General features: G+C 44.9%; 17 protein-coding genes. 9 read left to right on the top strand and 8 right to left on the bottom strand.

Translation table 11 applies throughout. The annotated features are described in order from the left end of the window. Positions 1-293: 293 nt before the first annotated feature. The 5 genes from D0B88_RS13100 (at position 294) to D0B88_RS13080 (ending at position 2,959) form a co-directional block, all read left to right on the top strand. A complete protein-coding gene (locus D0B88_RS13100) occupies positions 294-809 on the top strand; it encodes a DUF4142 domain-containing protein (protein ID WP_151057686.1) in 516 nt (171 codons plus the stop codon). Between the two features lie 99 nt (positions 810-908). Continuing rightward, positions 909-1,277, top strand: a complete 369-nt coding sequence (locus D0B88_RS13095; RefSeq protein WP_151057684.1) for a termination factor Rho — start codon at positions 909-911, stop codon at positions 1,275-1,277. 23 nt (positions 1,278-1,300) lie between these two features. After that, positions 1,301-1,723, top strand: a complete 423-nt coding sequence (locus D0B88_RS13090; protein ID WP_151057682.1) for a DUF2934 domain-containing protein — start codon at positions 1,301-1,303, stop codon at positions 1,721-1,723. 149 nt (positions 1,724-1,872) lie between these two features. Next, positions 1,873-2,244, top strand: a complete 372-nt coding sequence (locus tag D0B88_RS13085) for a YqjD family protein (protein WP_151057680.1) — start codon at positions 1,873-1,875, stop codon at positions 2,242-2,244. A 295-nt stretch (positions 2,245-2,539) separates the two neighbouring features. After that, positions 2,540-2,959 (top strand): PRC-barrel domain-containing protein, encoded by a 420-nt coding sequence (locus D0B88_RS13080; protein WP_151057678.1) that lies wholly within the window; start codon positions 2,540-2,542, stop codon positions 2,957-2,959. Positions 2,960-3,057: 98 nt separating this feature from the next. On the opposite strand, the gene D0B88_RS13075 is transcribed toward D0B88_RS13080, so the two are convergent. Further along, positions 3,058-3,567 (bottom strand): hypothetical protein, encoded by a 510-nt coding sequence (locus tag D0B88_RS13075; protein WP_007641163.1) that lies wholly within the window; start codon positions 3,565-3,567, stop codon positions 3,058-3,060. Between the two features lie 501 nt (positions 3,568-4,068). Here D0B88_RS13075 and D0B88_RS13070 point away from each other — a divergent pair. The 3 genes from D0B88_RS13070 to D0B88_RS13060 all read left to right on the top strand — a co-directional run bounded on the left by D0B88_RS13070 (position 4,069) and on the right by D0B88_RS13060 (position 9,572). Further along, entirely contained in the window at positions 4,069-7,944 is a 3,876-nt protein-coding gene (locus tag D0B88_RS13070; RefSeq protein WP_151057676.1) for a PAS domain S-box protein, read from the top strand. Continuing rightward, positions 7,931-8,773 (top strand): response regulator, encoded by an 843-nt coding sequence (locus tag D0B88_RS13065; protein WP_151057674.1) that lies wholly within the window; start codon positions 7,931-7,933, stop codon positions 8,771-8,773. Before D0B88_RS13070 ends, D0B88_RS13065 begins: the two co-directional genes overlap by 14 nt. A 70-nt stretch (positions 8,774-8,843) precedes the next feature. After that, the gene (locus D0B88_RS13060) at positions 8,844-9,572 is read left to right on the top strand and encodes a Crp/Fnr family transcriptional regulator (RefSeq protein ID WP_151057672.1); all 729 of its coding nucleotides are present in this window, start codon (positions 8,844-8,846) and stop codon (positions 9,570-9,572) included. 88 nt (positions 9,573-9,660) lie between these two features. Here the strand turns inward: D0B88_RS13060 and msrA are convergent, their stop codons facing one another. From msrA to D0B88_RS13025, 7 genes are all read right to left on the bottom strand, one after another. Further along, positions 9,661-10,194 (bottom strand): peptide-methionine (S)-S-oxide reductase MsrA, encoded by a 534-nt coding sequence (msrA, locus tag D0B88_RS13055; RefSeq protein ID WP_151057670.1) that lies wholly within the window; start codon positions 10,192-10,194, stop codon positions 9,661-9,663. Positions 10,195-10,275: 81 nt separating this feature from the next. Beyond that, on the bottom strand, positions 10,276-11,361 hold the full coding sequence (sohB, locus tag D0B88_RS13050) for a protease SohB (protein ID WP_007641153.1): 1,086 nt from the start codon (positions 11,359-11,361) through the stop codon (positions 10,276-10,278). Between the two features lie 66 nt (positions 11,362-11,427). Then, a complete protein-coding gene (locus D0B88_RS13045; RefSeq protein ID WP_007641151.1) occupies positions 11,428-12,078 on the bottom strand; it encodes a hypothetical protein in 651 nt (216 codons plus the stop codon). A gap of 21 nt (positions 12,079-12,099) precedes the next feature. After that, positions 12,100-12,975 (bottom strand): NAD(+) diphosphatase, encoded by an 876-nt coding sequence (gene nudC, locus D0B88_RS13040; RefSeq protein ID WP_151057668.1) that lies wholly within the window; start codon positions 12,973-12,975, stop codon positions 12,100-12,102. Positions 12,976-12,977: 2 nt separating this feature from the next. Continuing rightward, positions 12,978-14,684 carry a pilus assembly protein gene (locus tag D0B88_RS13035; protein ID WP_191966431.1) on the bottom strand — a complete coding sequence of 569 codons (1,707 nt, stop codon included), beginning with the start codon at positions 14,682-14,684 and terminating at the stop codon, positions 12,978-12,980. A gap of 217 nt (positions 14,685-14,901) precedes the next feature. Then, a complete protein-coding gene (dnaQ, locus tag D0B88_RS13030; RefSeq protein ID WP_151057664.1) occupies positions 14,902-15,615 on the bottom strand; it encodes a DNA polymerase III subunit epsilon in 714 nt (237 codons plus the stop codon). A 37-nt stretch (positions 15,616-15,652) separates the two neighbouring features. Beyond that, positions 15,653-16,525 carry a methyltransferase domain-containing protein gene (locus D0B88_RS13025; protein ID WP_151057663.1) on the bottom strand — a complete coding sequence of 291 codons (873 nt, stop codon included), beginning with the start codon at positions 16,523-16,525 and terminating at the stop codon, positions 15,653-15,655. A 122-nt stretch (positions 16,526-16,647) separates the two neighbouring features. Here D0B88_RS13025 and gloB point away from each other — a divergent pair, with 122 nt between their 5' ends. Beyond that, on the top strand, positions 16,648-17,502 hold the full coding sequence (gloB, locus tag D0B88_RS13020) for a hydroxyacylglutathione hydrolase (protein ID WP_151057661.1): 855 nt from the start codon (positions 16,648-16,650) through the stop codon (positions 17,500-17,502). The last annotated feature ends 265 nt before the right edge of the window (positions 17,503-17,767 follow it).

Below are 17,767 nucleotides of genomic sequence, written 5' to 3'. Positions count from 1 at the left end.
ACGATATAACAGCGAACAAATCCGCTTCTGTACGCTACACAACATAGCGCCATACTCAGCAATGGCACCTAAATCTTCGCTACACCTTATTTCCTTAATTCCTGAGTAAAAACCTGCTTATCTCAAAAAACTTCTGTATGGAAAATACAATACTTTTTCAAAAATTATTCCCATAGGTTAGATACCACACCGAAAAGCAAAATATTGTTATTCAGAATCAGTCAGTGGCAGGTACCAGCATTCACTGCTACTTGCCTTAACCTTAAGGATTAATTCAAAAGAGGTATTCAACAATGAATATTAAAAACATTTTTTCCAGTACAACCTTGATTTTTATTTTTGGTGCAGCGTCCAGCCTGGCGTTTGCTGTTGATAAAATTGATGCGGAGGATTTTGTTGAGGAGGCATCTGCCAAGTCAATTGCAGAAGTAGAAAATGCGAAACTCGCCCTGCAAAAGTCAACCTCACTCGACATTCAAAATTTCGCCCAACAAATGATTACCGACCACTCTGCAGTAAACATTCAGCTCACCAGTATTGCTGGCCAAAAGAAACTGGATGTATCAGATGAAGCAGCACTCACCACCAAAGCTAAAAAATTCATGCTTGAACAGCGCGATGGCGACTCCTTTGATGAAGCCTATACAGAAAATCAAGTTGAGGCTCACGAGGATTCAATCGAATTATTCCAGCGCGCCGCCATGTCTGATGATGTAGAACTTGCCAAATTTGCGAAACAAACACTGCCAAAACTACAACACCATTTAACAATGGCGAAAGAGCTGGCAGCAGCGCACGACAAAGATTAAACCAGAAAATCCTTGCATGCAGCGCAATTGCACTGCATGCGGCACTGCCGATTTCAAGGCGAAAAATTACTTCATACCTGTAGAAAGGGGGAACTGATTATGGCTATCGGTAGCAAGGAAAAATATACAGAAAAACAAAAACGAAAAGCCAAACACATCGAAGACAGTTATGAAGAAAAAGGCTTTTCCCCTAAAAAAGCGGAAGAAATTGCCTGGGCTACGGTAAACAAGCAATCAGGCGGTGGCGAACTGGCAGGCTCGGGCACGACGACATCCGCAAAAGAAAAAGAAGCCGCACGTAAAGATTCAGCGAAAAACGCCGCTGAAACCAAACAAGCAAAAGCAGAGCCCAATGCACTGGAAACACAAACAGTTGCTCAACTGCGTACAAAAGCCCGCAAAGAAAACATTAGTGGCCGGTCATTCATGAACAAAGCAGAACTTATACAAGCGCTGCGACGACATTAAACATCCAACATGAGAACTTTACTATGAACACACATGAACAACGAATCCGCGAATTTGCCCACCAAATTTGGGAGTCCGAAGGCTGCCCTATTGGTCACGAGTATCGTCATTGGGAAATGGCATGCAAACTGGCCGAAGCCCAAAAAAATACGTTTCCGGAAGAACAAACCACCAGCGAGATAAAAAGTGTAATTGCCCCGGACGAACCGTTTGACCCCAACCCAAGACCGGAAATTGAGCCCGCACCACCCAAACCTGAGCAACCCGCGAAACCCAACGTCCCCGTGGACCCTATATCACCGACCGAACCGCCACCGCATATATCACCCACCCCGCCGCCTCAACCCATCCACCCCACTGACCCGGTGCAGCCCGGCAACCCCGATCAGCCGATACAACCTTACGGGCGCATGCAGCAGCAAGAAAATAAATCCATACGACGTTAACGTCGTGTTTTTATCGATAAGTTGGGTGCCACACAGACCAAAAACCCATTCAATATTTAGTATTAATCACAGGCGGGTAATGCAGCACCAATACAAAAACCTGCCGGGATTTAAAACTTTCTGAAATTTCAATCTAAAGGGTGATTACTATGTCTACACTACCTGATAGTTCAAAATCTCAACTCAACAACGGCAAAGAAAAAATACCTGAAAGGTACCAAGATATTGTCGATGAATTTAAAACATGTATCGATGATTTGGAAAATCTGGTTAAACACGCCGCGTCGCTAACGGGCGATGAGCTAGCGCAAGCAAGAGTCATGATTAACCAAAGAATTAATCGCGCTAAAAAATTCATTGCTAGCGCCAGCGAAACCGCGCTCCAACAAGCCAATAAAGCGGCGACCAGCACCAACGAATATGTACACGAGAAACCCTGGACTGTCATAGGTACGAGTGCGGTAGTCAGTTTTGTACTTGGAGTTTTGCTCGCGCACCACGATCAAAAATCCACCAGATAAAACACGAGAGGGGTAAATACCCCTCTTTTATTTTTACATCAGCCATCCCACCATCTATCAACTCATAGTGATATTTATTCAGATATTTTCCATTCGTTTATTAAAATAAAACTAAACCAATTGTTATTTTAAAAAATAAAATATTTTTATTAATTTTAAAATATTTTAGTTTCTGTGTTAACTTTCGTACAGATGAAATCAACTCCCACTTATATAGTCCAGCTACACGAAAGCACTTTTTAGCTGCCTCTCGTTTTACTCGCTTTATTCACGTTAACTAGCAGGAGACTTCACCATGAACTACGAAACTCGCGACACTTATGGCATGTATAAAAATACCTATGACAATGGCCCCGGGCCACGTTTAATGGGTGCGGACACCTTGATAGGTAATGATGTGTGCAATCTTGCCGAAGAAGATATTGGTGACATTAAAGAAATCATGCTGGATGTGGGCACAGGTAATATTGAATACGCCGTGTTATCTTTTGGTTCGTTTCTGGGTATGGGCGAAAAACTATTTGCGGTGCCCTGGAGCGCATTAAAACTCGACACTGAAAACAAACGTTTCTTGCTCGACATTGACAAAGAGCGCCTGCAGAATGCCCCTGGGTTTGATAAAGACAACTGGCCGGATTTGGCCGATAAAACATTCATTAACAATCTGCATACTTATTACGGCACCAAACCTTATGAGGCTCGCTTGCGCGATTAATTATATTGGTTATTGCCAGCCTCACAGAAAAACCCTCGTATTAACGAGGGTTTTTTATTAATAACAGAGTGCTTTCCATTTAATAGCAAAGTGCTAATTCATACAGCATCAGTGTAATCGCCCACCGCAGCCTTGAAGATTTGTGCCGCGGATTCTGTTTCCTCCGCCGATAAGGTTTCAGTCACAACAACCAGGCTTCCATTCACTATTGCATCATGTACGAGTGCCGATAAAGGTTTGGCTTTTTCGGCGGCGCCCACACTCGCACCAACAAATCCCCCTATACCGGCGCCCCACCCCAACATCACCAAAGGCGCAATCAGTGGGCTTGCAACAAATAAAGTAACGTTAGCCGCAACCATTGCTACTGTGAGCAAAGCCCCCACACCCGTACCAACTACGGTTCCTATTGCGCCATCCACAACAATGTCTTTCAACACGACATCACTACTTTCTGTTGAAGTATGTGCAGGAGGCGCAGAATCTTTATCAAAAAGATGTACGCGTTCCAGTGGCAAACCCGCAACCACCAATTCCGATACCACTTTTTCAGCCTGATCGCGATGCGCAAAAACACCGGACACATAATGGCGATAAGTTTCCATCATTTTCTCCTTTTCTGTAAGTATAGAATGGCGTGCAATGCATCATTTTAATATTGCAAACAAATATTTATCTGTACGTTTACGTACTTATTGCGGTAATTTTTTCTGTGCATACATGGAATAATAAAAAAAATTGAACTATCAACAAAAAATCGAACTCTCATAACTCAATTATCACTAAACCTCTCGATTCAAATAATGTGAAGTAGATTCAAAAGTACCGAATATTGTTATGCAGAATGGATCGAGGTTATTGATATGTTAACTACCCAACAGACCTAAATTGTTAATCGCCGGATCATCTGTAATCTAAAGCGCCACATACTCCCTCCAGTAATCAGAGGGGTTAATTTAATCTCTTCCAATACACAGAAGCATCCTTCAAGACAGCTGATTATTCTTTATCGTCATAATCACAGAAATAGCAGATTGAAAATCTTATTCCCCAACAGTGCCACCAACATCAGGATAGTGATCCTGTGACGATGTAGTAGAGTAAATTTTATGAAAGCAAAAGTTACCCGAAGGAATATGTTTTTACTCAGCGTGCCCACTATTATCGTAATAGCTATAGCGGCAACACTTTTCTGGTTTTTTGAGAAAATGAAAACAGCCGATAATGTGCGCATGAAAACCACGCTGGCTATTGGCAGTGCACAAAAAATAATATCGCTCTTAGTTGATTCTGAAATGGGAACCCGTGGATACATTTTGACCTATGACGAACAATTCCTAAAACCCTATTTAGAAACCAAAGACACTATAGAAAATGAAATTAGGCGTTTACGTGCAATATCCAGCACAGCAGAGACAAAGTCACAAGTAGATAAAATTGCCCACCATATAAAAGAAGAATTGGATTTTTTGGAGACCACCATTTCAGATAGTGGAAAGGAACATTCAAACGATATCATACTGCGGTTTACCAATGGTGAAGGCACCAAGCGGATGAATAACCTGCGCACCGCACTCAATGAGTATCAACAGCTTCAAAACAATAAGCTTCAGCACTACAGAAGCGAACATCGCAAATACATGAGTTATCTATTTGCCTTTATTGTGTTAGTAAGTATATTTTTATTATTGTTTGCGCAAGCGTTTGCTTATGGAATTTATCGCAATATTCACCAGCGCTTGATGAACCTTATCCATTTGGAAACAAAACGTTCATTAGACAAACAAGAAGCCATGAACCAACAATTAAACCTGGCTTATATTACCGTACAAGATAGCGAAAGAAAATTTGAGGTAACGCTTAATTCCATCGCCGATGCGGTTATAGCAACGGATTGTGAAGGCTCTGTGACCTTAATGAATCATGTTGCCGAAGAGTTAACAACCTTCACTATTGGGGTCGCTGCAGGCAACTCAATTTGCAAGTATTTCCACATTGTGGATAAAGAAACACGCGATCCCATCTTAAACCCCGTATTAGAAACCCTATTGCATGGCTCCACCCAAGGCGGAAACAATAATTTATTAATGTTACCGGATGGTACTGAATACAATATCGCTCATAGTTGTGCGCCAATTCGCGACCGCGACGGTCAGATTATTGGGGCGGTATTGGTGTTCCGCAACATCACCGCAGAGAATGCGGCGCAACAAGCCCTGCTCGATAGTACAGCGCGAATTAAAACGATATTGGATACGGTAATAGATGGAATTGTTACATTTAATGCGCGCACCCAAATAATTGAAAGCGTAAATACAGCAACCGAAAAGATCTTTGGTTACAAAGCGGCAGAATTGGTAGGTAAAAAAATAAGCATCCTTGTTCCAGAATTGGATGGTTCTAAAGGTGCTCTTGATTATTATCAAACCTCGCTTGAAGAGCGTAGCCGGGGAATTGTTCAAGAAGTTATCGGGCAGCAAAAAGACGGGCAATTTCTACCCCTGGAGATCGCCGTTAATGAAATGCGGTTGGGCGGAGAACGCTATTTAGCCTGCGTATTACGCAATATAACAGCGCGCAAACACGCAGAAGCCTTAATGCTTGAATCTGAATATCGTTACCGGAATTTATTTGAAACAATCGACGAAGGGTTTTGTGTAGCCGAGATTATTTACAAGGATGGCCAGCCAGTCGATCAATTATTCCTCGAAATAAATCCATCCTTTGAAAAACATAGCGGCTTTAAAAATGCACAAGGAAAATACGTAAGCGAATTCATTCCCGACTTGGGCGCCGATCTATTTGCGGTTTACGATCAGGTACTGCAAACCGGAGAACCCATTCGCTTCGAATACCAGGTTTCATCCATTCAGCGCTGGTTCGATATCTACACTTGCCGTTTGGGAAAACAAAGCAACAATAAAGTCGCAATTTTATTTACCGACGTTACACAACGAAAAGTTTCAGAGCAAGCACTGCGCGAAAGTGACCAACGGGTTCGCTTGGCAACCGAGGCGACCGGTGTAGGCATATGGGAGTTAAACCTCGCCAATAACCGCATGCGCTGGGACACACAAATGTTCCGTATTTACGGTTTAGAGCCAACGCCTGATGGAATTGTAAATCGCGACGTATGGCCAAAACATCTTTTACCCGACGACCAAATCGAGCAGGAAAATTGGGATAAAGCAATCCATATGCAAAGAGGAGGTAGCAGAGAATTCCGCATCAAACAGAGCGGAACCAACGCGATTCGCCATATTCGCTCTGTTGAAACCCTGCGCACGGATGAAAAAGGCAAAGTCGAATCAATTGTGGGCACCAATCTTGATATTACTGACATTAAACGAACGGAAGAAACGCTTAGGGAAAGTGAACGTCATTTGCGCGCAGTTATTAACGCACTCCCCGTCGCCATATACGCCACTGATGCCGAGGGTAAGCTCACACATTTTAATCAGACTGCAGTTGATTTTTCGGGTTGTATACCGGACTTGGGAAGTGACAAGTGGTGCAAAGAGTTGCGCTTATTTCATTCCGATGGATCACCCATGCCTTACGACGAATGTCCCATGGCAATCGCTCTGAGAAAAGGCCGCGCCCTCTTTGGTGTGGAAGCAATTGCCGAGCGACCGGATAAATCCCGCGTAAACTTTGTGGCCCACCCGACCCCTTTGCGCGACACCGCCGGTAACATTGTTGGCGGCATAAATATGCTGATAGACATTACAGAACGAAAACGTCTTGATCAGGTATTGCTGGAAAATAATATTGAACTAAACAAGGCGAAAAATCTGGCCGAAAAAGCTAACCGTGCAAAATCCGATTTTCTTTCCAATATGAGCCATGAACTCCGCACACCATTAAATGCAATATTGGGGTTTGCTCAACTAATTGATGCCAGTAACCCGCCAATCACTGCTGCGCAGAAACGCAGCGTATTACAAATTCTTCAAGCAGGATGGTACCTGCTGGATTTAATTAACGAAATTCTGGACCTTACTCTCATCGAGTCCGGCCGACTTTCTTTATCGATGGAAATTATTTCACTTCCTGAACTTATGCGTGAATGCAAAGCCATGGTTGAACCGCAAGCACTGCGCCGCAATATCACCTTGAACTTCCCTGAATTCCATTCAGTATTTACCGTGAAAGCGGATAATACCCGTTTAAAACAAGTGCTTATTAACCTTCTATCCAATGCCATCAAATACAACCGCCCTAGCGGAAAAGTAATAGTAACCTGTGAAAAACGTGGAACAGAGTCTGTACGAATTAATGTAGAGGACACAGGTGAAGGTTTATCATCAGAACAACTTTCACAGTTATTCCAACCTTTTAATCGCCTTGGAAAAGAAAATAGTAACGAAGAAGGAACAGGCATAGGTTTAGTGATGACCAAACGCCTAATTAAATTAATGAATGGAAATATCTCTGTTAAAAGCGAAATAGGAAGAGGAACTGTATTCACCATCGAATTATTGCCGGGTGAGGATATTCGCAAAGTATCGGTTAATAATGAATCTCTACTGATTCCCAAACCTCATAAACAAAATAACTCATCAAAAAGCACCCTGCTCTATGTAGAGGATAACCCGGCCAATCTTGCATTGGTAGAGGACATAATGGCAGCACAAACTGATTTTTGCCTGCTAACCGCACGCGACGGTTTTGCGGGTGTTGAGATGGCCCGCTTGGCGCAACCTGACATCATACTCATGGATATAAATTTGCCTGGAATGAGTGGCATTGAGGCGCTCAAAGTAATTGCCCAAGACCCACTAACATCTCACATTCCAGTTATTGCCTTGAGTGCCAACGCCATTCCCCACGATATTGAAAATGGACTTGAAGCAGGATTTTTTCGCTATCTCACTAAACCCATTCGAATTAACGAATTTTTGTGCACGCTCGATGACGCACGCGAGCTTACACAGATAAAAACAACCACGCGTAACAAGAGGACAGAGCATGAACATAACTAAGCAAGATATTCTTAATGCCAGCATTCTAATTGTTGATGATCAAGAAGCGAATGTGGCTCTGCTGGAAACATTGCTCAGTGATGCAGGCTATACCAATGTGAGTTCTACAATGAACCCAACGGAGGTGGGATCGCTTTACCGAAAAAATTCTTACGATTTAATTTTGCTTGATTTACAAATGCCGGAAATGGACGGATTTCAGGTAATGGAATGTCTGAAAGTGAACATGGAGAATGACTACTTACCCGTTATCGTATTGACCGCACAGCCGGGCCACAAATTGCGGGCACTGGAATGTGGAGCGAAAGATTTCATCAGCAAACCAATTGATGTGGTGGAAGTTAAAACACGAATTCACAACATGCTTGAGGTTCGTTTGCTGTATAAAAAAATGGCCGATTACAACCGCCTGCTGGAAGAAACGGTACAAGAACGCACTGCAGAATTACGCGAAAGTGAAGCGCGCTTTCGCAGCCTTACCGAACTGGCATCTGACTGGTATTGGGAACAGGATGAAAATGGAAAATTCACCAAAGTATCAGGCCCTGTATTGGAAATGCTGGGAATTCAAGTGGATTCATTCTCCGATAATGAGCTGGACACCTACTCCACCAACAATAAAGAATTAACAGGATGGAATGAAGACGAACGCAGAGAATTACAAGAGATTATCGCCGCACGCCAACCGTTTATCGATTTTTCATTCAGCCGCACAACACCAACCGGTGAACGCAATTTTTACCGGGTCAGCGGCACCCCTATGTTTGATCACACCAGCCGTTTTATTGGCTATCGCGGAATTGGAATACAGTGCAAAGAAATGCCTTAACTGGAAAAGGTTAGTTCTAGTTTAAAAAATATTTAACGAACTAAATATTTTTATTAAAGAAGGAATACCAATGACTAAAAATATCAACCTTGAACCTCAAAAACCCGAGCACAACTATATTCTTGCAGCGCTAGAACAAGATGAGCTTAATCGGTTGAGTAAAAACCTTGAGCCGGTGAATTTAAAATTGGGTGACGTACTTTACGGGCCAAATCAAAACATCACATCCGCCTTTTTTCCCACAACGAGCATTATTTCATTGCAGTATATTATGGATACCGGTGCCAGCGCCGAGTCCGCCGAGGTTGGCAATGAAGGTATGTTAGGCCTACCTATATTATTGGGCGGAAACACCACACCAAACACCGCCATAGTTCAAACAGCGGGCCACGCCTACCGCCTAGATCAAAATATATTAAAAGAAGAATTTAACGCTGCTGGAAAAATGCAACGACTTTTATTGCGATACACCCAGGCAATGATGACGCAAATGTTTCAGACCGCGGTTTGTAACCGCCACCATACGGTGGAACAACAGCTTTGCCGCTGGTTATTGTTGACGGTAGATCGCATTCCGTCGGGGGAGTTACTAATGACGCAGGAATTAGTAGCTAATATGCTCGGTGTGCGCCGGGAAAGTGTTACAGAAGCTGCGAAAAACCTGCAAAATGCCGGCTGCATACGTTATCGGCGGGGTCACATATCCGTTTTAGATCGGCAAAAACTGGAACGCAGCGTCTGTGAATGCTATTCAGTAGTAAAAGAAGAGTTCCATCGGCTCATGTCGAGTGTACGTTAGCTGTGGACCGAAGTATTCGGTTTATATCTTCTTATACAGCGCTCAAGGAAACGTTGAGCAATCATCTCCAAAAATTGGATTTGATCAACTATTTCAAATAATCAGGAAATTTTTCAAGTATCTTTTTCTTCTTGGGAGGAATCGAATACTGACAATAGGGATTTCCCGGATTTTTTTTGAAATACTCTTGATGATAATCCTCAGCGGGAAAAAATGTTTTAAGCTCTTCAAGTTGAGTAACAATTTTATTTTGGAATATAGCCTGCCTATTGAGATCCATAATCAGTTGTTCTGCCACCTGCCGCTCTTCTTCACTGTTATAAAATATTACAGATCGGTATTGGCTCCCAATATCATTACCCTGCCTGTTCAAGGTGGTAGGGTCATGAATAGTAAAAAATACCTTTAACAACTCTTCCAAACTGATCACCGAAGAATCGTAACTAACCTTCACCACTTCGGCGTGCCCTGAGTTACCCGTACAGATTTTCTCATAAGTGGGATGATCATCTTGCCCACCGGCATAACCAGACATAGCCGAATGAACACCAATAATGTTATTGAAAACTGATTCAATACACCAAAAACAACCACCACCAAGCACTATGTTCTGAATAGTCATTTATTTAACCCCTACTAACTCATGTTAGATCTTCAAATAAAAACGGTGCCCTCAGGCACCGCTTTCAATTGGAACATCGGATTAGAACCAGCGGCTAATATTCAGCCGCTCCCACCATGTCATTAATAATCTATCCACTGCAGCTTGCGCTGCAAAACCCAACTTTTCAGGTAAGGATTTCTTGTAGGTAAATTCCACTTCAAAAATATCTGCAGTTTCCGCCTGGGCAAACAGGTATTCGTCGCTGGTTTGAATTTCATCAATCAGGTTGACATCTTTGGCGCGGCGCCCGAACCAAACTTCACCCGTTGCAACTTTGACTACATCAACTTGCGGGCGATGTTCACTGACAAACTCTTTGAACAACACATGTGTATCTTCCAGTTCCTCTACAAATTTAGCCCGACCTTTTTCGGTATTTTCTCCAAACATGGTCACGGTGCGCTTGTACTCGCCGGCCGTAAACATCTCATAATCTATGTCATTTTTCTTAAGCAATTTATGGAAATTTGGTAATTGTGCCACCACACCAATAGAACCCAGAATAGCAAAGGGTGCAGCGACAATTTTGTTGGCAACACAGGCCATCATATAGCCGCCACTGGCAGCGACTTTATCTACACAAATGGTGAGCGGGATATTTTTGTTAGTAATACGAATAAGCTGGCTGGAGGCTAAGCCATAGCTGTGCACCATACCGCCGCCGCTTTCAACTTTAACTACCACCTCGTCGGTTGGCTTGGCCAAGGTTAATACAGTGCTGATTTCTTCGCGCAAGCAATCCACTTCTGATGCTTTTATGTCCCCATAAAAATCGAGGACAAAAATACGTTTTTTATCAGCAGAGGTGGCCGCATCTGGAGTTGCTTCAGCTTTAGACTTTTCAGCGGACTTGGCTGCTTTTTTCTTTTCTGCCTTTTCTTCTTTCAGGCGTTTCTTTTCCGCTTTTTCAAATTCTTTGTAAGCGTCGTCATCCATCATGGCATCACGTAATGTATCGCGCATGTGGTCAAATTTCTCATTGAGCTTGGTGACTTCTATATGACCTTTGTCCGACTTTTTATTACGACCACCCAGTGAAACCGCTAAAACCACCACAACCAATATGGCCGCCACAAAGGTTACTACCTTGGCAAGAAATAACCCGTATTCTGCTAAAAATTCCAAAAGATAACTCCATACAACTAGGTAAAGAACCGACACCATGCCGGTTCATCGTCAACACACTCGCCACTAAAAAACACTGACCGCATCGCGAGCCACCTGATTCACAGGGCGCGCGACCAAGCCTGTATTGGACAAGCTGATTTCAAATAACGCACCATCTTTCATCGGCAAATAAGTGGCTGAACCATAAACTGCATCCACCACCGGTAGCCATTCAGGATGATCATTAATTATTTGCCATACATCAACACCATACAAACTCGGATGAACACTGTGTGCTGTGCGCTTTTCAGTAGTCTCTTGCTCAATATCATAATAACGGCCACTGAGCCGCTCCAAGCGATACGCCGGTTTTAAACCGAAACCAGCCAAATAACCTTTCCATTTAACAATACGCGCATCCAACTGCCACTGATCACCGCGCAACTCAACACGCTGTTCACGACCATTTTTGTCGGAGAGCACCGCAAAGTAATGCTGCTCTTCAATTTTGTCAAAATTAATGGTCGCTACTGGCTGCTCTTGTAGGACTTGCTTGTAGCTGTACAAATCAAATGCCATCACCGCGACCACCGCGGCGACCCCAATCAAGAAAAACCCAAACAGACCGCGACAAAAACCTACAAACCAGGAGTTTTGCCAAAGCATTTTCCCAGCCTTGTAAACAATAAAAATAGCAATCAAGGCAATAAAGAACGCGAGCAAGGTGAAAATCATAGGGAGCTACCTGTTTAGCGGCTAATTATTGTTGGTGGTTGAGGAGTTCTGCTGACGCTGGTGCACATAATGTGCAATGAGCTGCCCCGCTACACTAGCCTCTGCCGGGACAGTCGGCAACTCATCATAACGGAACCATTTGGCATCTATAATTTCTTTGGGGTCAACGTTTATGTCCCCGGATTCATAGGCGGCGAAGAAGCCCAACATCAATTGTGCAGGGAATGGCCAGGGTTGGCTGTGAAAGTAATGAAGCTCCCCAACGGTGATACCCACCTCCTCCATGACTTCACGGCGCACACAGTCTTCCACACTTTCGCCCGCCTCAACAAAACCTGCCAGGGTACTGTAAACAACCCGTGACGCACGCTGATGATGTGCGAGCAAAATTTCGTCGCCGCGAGTTACCAGCACAATCATGCAAGGTGAGATTCGCGGATAAAACCGTAAGCCGCAGTTCCCGCAACAGGTGGCCCTGTCAGCTTCATCTTGCTGTGTTGGACGGCCGCAGCGGCCACAGTATTGATGATCATAAAACCACTGCGCAATTTGCAGTCCGCGACCAGCCAACTGAAAATAGGCGGGCGATAAGATTTCCAACTGTGAGCGCAACCCCAGCCATTCATAACCTTTCGGCAAATGGCCACCGTCAACAACCCTGACCCACAGATCCTCACCGGCAAGCAAACCTAAATAGTGTTCACTGAGAATGGAAAGCTCGGGTAGCGCAGCGGTCTTTGCATCAGCTAATACTAATTTGCCCGCGCAACACAACAATAAATCACAACGCAGATTGCTCGAAGTGGCTACAAGAATAAAACGCCGGTTGCGAGTTGCAGCCGGCGCTATGTGGTTGGCATGAAATTCAAATGATGTGAGATCAAACTCAATGGACATAATTAGATGTTGTACCCAAGGGCCTGCAAACTTTCCTCAGCAATTTGCAGTACCGCTGTATCTGCATTTTTATTCAACTTGAGCGCATCCAGATAATACTCAAGGCTGATAACCGCATCGGCAAAGGTTTCAAGCAAATGCTGTACAGCAGGCTGCTGCTCCGCGGCCAATAAATCATCCTCCACAAAACGCATGCAACCGGCCAACACTTTCGCGGCACGCGACAAACCCAACACGAACATACCACCGCGCACCGAATCCAAAATGCCGGGAATATTGCGAATATGCCCCTTATCGTAATTGGACTCCGCAAATGCACTCAGCGCGCGTTTTACCGTCGCCAACCCAACTTCAGCTTCATCGATAACAATTTTTTCAGCTTCCGCGATTTGATTGTTAGTCATGGCCGCATCGCGCGATAAGGCATTAATTTGCGCTAATTTATCATCGGACAAATTGGCGTTATGCAAACCAGCGATTGTGCTTTCGACATACAACATGGTGTCCGCCACCTGCAGCAATTGATCTGCAGTCACTGCACTACGGCTCGCCTGCCATTGGGCGATTTTTTCAATTTCTTGCTTAAGGCTATTGCTGGGTGAAACCAAGCCAACTATTGATAAAATATCAGCGATTTTTTTCAGGGTTTCCAACAGCTCTGGAGAGTCATTCAGTAGCTCTGCCCCGCCTTGAGCCGCGCGCTCCAAAATATTTTTGGTGCTATGTAACTCATCAGTCAATACAGTGACCATGGAGCTGATGGTGTTGGCGCTCGGGCCATTTAGGAATTCCATCTCGCGCGCCAATTCAGACTCGGTATAACCGATAGGCCCAACACCATAAGCCGCCAAAACGGCAATTGTGTGAGGTTGCTCTGAATGAGCAAGCGCCAAGAGGTACAACAATTCTTTTTGCAGCGACTGATCGACTTCGCGTTCAAGTACCGCTTTACCTTCAAACTGAAAACGTTTTATTTCGCGCTCAATTGCACTGAAAACCATTTTGCGACTTTTAGTAAGGCGCATATTTTTTTCGCCGATTGCCGCGAGTGTTGCACCACACAGCCACCAAAAATTGCTCAGCGCACTACCTGCCGCTGCAGCCTCAAGCCGCTGCAGTGCGCGAGTCATCATTGCCAATGATGGGTTTACTTGAACTGACTTGAGTACATTTAACAAAGCCGTTTGGTACATGTGACGCAAACGACGCACCAACACGCTCAAATCTTCTGGTAGCTGTTGTGCTGTAACTGTGAGGTGGCGATGGCATTTAACACTAGCCAAGGGGAAAAAGTAGCTTTCTGGTAGTGGTGTTGCTTTGCGCGCAACACGCAGCTCATTGATATGTGGGATAAGTAGCATCGCCATGCTGCGTGCTGTCTGCGAGCAATACTCAAGGTAGCGCGGCAGAATAAAAAAGCTGGAGGTCAACAGCTCTAGCTTGGCATCAGTTTTAGGGTCATCACCCAAGGTGATATCGGTGATATGGGTAACCAGTTCATCAGCCAGTAAATCCAAGCCACGCAACTGAATCAAACTCAGGATACCGCGAATTTGCTTGATACCCTCAATGCAGTTTTGCAGCAATTCACCGTTGTTCCGGTCCTGTGCAAATTGCTCCAAACGAACAGCGGATTGCTCAATAGTTGCAACCAACTCGTCCTGAACCATTTTTAGTGAAGCAAGATTTAAGGTTTCTGTTGTGCTCACGATAACTTCCTGGCATTGATCTATTTTAGTGGGGCCGAGCAACGCAGGCTGCTCGCCGCTATCTACTCGTATCCGGGTAGATTGACTCTATACCATGTTTGGCGCTATTTCACCGTGGCGGTCTAAATAAGCACTAGCCAAACCTGAGACTGCCGAATATTTCTCATTTGCATATCCGGTGTTGCTTATTATCTGGACAACGGGGAATGCTGAAGCGTTATTCCCGCAACCACACACAGTTATCGCCACTGGCCTTGGCAATAGCTGCCAGTTTCTGTTGATGCAACTCCAACTCATCAACGCTCGCCATTATTACAGGCAGACTTTTCCGTTGCGCAGAAAGCCGGCGCAATTGATTTTGATCATCACCACCATCTTCTTTTGATTGGTTGCCGCCGAGAGATAACGCCGTCTGGCCGCCCGTCATCAATAAATAGACATCAGCCAAAATCTCGGCGTCAAGCAAAGCGCCGTGTAATTCACGCTGCGAGTTGTCTACGCCGTAACGCTTACAAAGCGCATCCAAATTGTTCTTTTGGCCTGGATGTTTGGCGCGCGCCATTAATAAGGTATCAACCACATGGCAGCGCTCAGCAATTGAGCCAAACCCTGGGCGCAACATATTTAATTCGTAGTTGATAAAGCCGATATCAAACGCGGCATTGTGTATCACCAACTCGGCATCGCCGACAAAGTTCAAAAAATCGTCAGCAATACGCGCAAACACAGGCTTATCTGCCAGCATCGCATTACTAATACCGTGCACCGCTTGCGCGCCCGCATCAATTTCCCGCTCGGGATTTATATACTGATGGTAGTGACGACCAGTCAACCGGCGGTTGAATAGTTCAACGCAGCCTATTTCGATAATCCTGTGCCCCTGGGATGTTTCCAGGCCGGTAGTTTCGGTATCCAATACAATTTGACGCATTTAGCTTTAACCTGTTTTTCTGAGTTCACTGGAGCTGTTATCGGGGAGTAGCATTTTTCACCGCGAAACCGGTGCGCAAACGATTATGTACTGCAGGGCCGAGAATACGCGTAACTGCCAAACCACGCAGTGGGCGATATTGTTGCCACGCTGGTTTGATGGGCGTTAATGGAATGTGATCCTTGCGTGCAACCACCAAATAAAAGCCACCCCAAGGCAAGCGCAGTCTTTTACCCCAGCGATCCAGCCATTGCAAATATTTCATCGCACCCTCATTGGGTACTGGCGGGCGATAAAAGCCCTGATAGACCGCAACGGCTTCCATATCCACCAGTGCAAGCCAGTCGAGCAAGCGCCCCTTGCGCAAATACTGGAAACGCCAGCGAGGCTTGGCGGTAAAAAAACGCAACAGGCTGGCGCAACATCCCCACAAGCTCCAAGGGTTAAACCCCACCACCAGCAAATGTCCGCGCGGGATTACCACACGTGCGGCCTCACGCAATAAATGGTGAGGGCTTTGGCTGTAATCCAGCGCGTGATGCAAAATTACCGCATCAATTGATTCGGCCGCCAGTGGCAAGTGATTGAAATCCACCAGCGCGCCGATGGTGGGTGTGGTGGATTCGCTTTTAGGATGCAATAAAAAACGGTGTGAAATGCGACTTTCACCCGATAGCTCAACGCGACCACTCACACCCAGTTGTAGCAAGTGGTAACCAAATACGCACTGCAATGCATCATCAATAACCAGCCGCTCCTGCTGGAGCAAGGAGCGCCCTAGTGGTGACTCAAACCAGTCCGACAAATCGACAATAGATTCACGCATCGGCAATACACCAAAGCGTTTTTTCCACATCACCGATAAGCGCATCATGAATCGGTGCGGTACTTTTTTGATCTTATTGTCCATTCACTAACCTCACTTGCAGGCATTAGTTACTCCTGTAAAAAACGCCGCGCCAAACAGATTGAATCAATTTACCACAAGCGCACGCACGGCAGAGCAATTGGCCGATTAGCCCTGATGGTTTGATGGGCGTAGAATTTACCCACAGTGAAGCGGAGACCTACCAAGTGATAACAATCACACCCATTGCAGCGCTAGAAAATAATTATTTCTGGGTAATAAGACCTGATATTCATCAACCTTTTGTTTATCTGGTCGATCCGGGGGATGCGGCGCCGGTAATCGGTTATTTACAAAAGCACGAATTGCAGCCAAAGGCCATATTGGTAACCCACCGTCACCATGATCACATCGACGGGATTAATGAACTACTCCAACATTGGCCAGTACCGGTATTCGGCCCCGACTCGCCGGCAATCTCTCAAGTCACCCACAAACTGAAAGATGGAGATCGACTTAAGCTGCCGCCATTGGAGTTTCACGTAATAGGTGTACCTGGGCACACGGTTGAACATATCGCCTATTACCTCCCAGTCACTAACCAAAGTGGTAATACCGCCCCCAAACTTCCGGCCATTTTTTGCGGCGATGCACTATTTGCGGCAGGTTGCGGCCGAATGTTCGATGGCCCGGCCGATGTTATGTGGGCATCACTTTGTCGGCTGGCTGCGCTACCTGATAACACCCAAGTCTACTGTGCACACGAATATACGCTAGCAAACCTGGCCTTTGCCAAGGCAGTAGAACCCGACAACCCGGAAATTGCCGAGCGTTATGAAGCAATTAAGATCTTACGCAGCAACAATGGCATTAGCTTACCAACCAATATTTTGCTTGAAAAACGAACGAATCCGTTTTTACGCTGTCAAGAATCTGGCATTAAAAACTTCATTTGTAACCGAGAAAACCGGGTTGTGAAGGATGAAGTCGAGATATTTGCCTTACTTCGTAAAGCAAAAGATAACTGGCCGCAAAGGTAATTACTCTCGAATCTGGCATCAAAACCAGCTCTCAATACAGCTGTGACGTACCCCTGTTATTCCAGATTAGACATTGACCGGTAAGTATTGAGCCCCTAGAATCCGAAATCCGCAGCCCCAAGGAGGGCAAAGGCAATCACTAAATAGCAGCAATTCAACCAATTTATAGGATGAATAACCTAAAGATTTGTCAATTGCTGCTTTAATAAACAGGCTTTAACACGTGTGAAAACCCTATACCAACAAGCGTATAGAAAACTAAACA

Source organism: Cellvibrio sp. KY-YJ-3 (genome assembly GCF_008806955.1).
Lineage (GTDB): Bacteria > Pseudomonadota > Gammaproteobacteria > Pseudomonadales > Cellvibrionaceae > Cellvibrio.
This window is presented reverse-complemented; position numbering and strand designations above follow the sequence as displayed.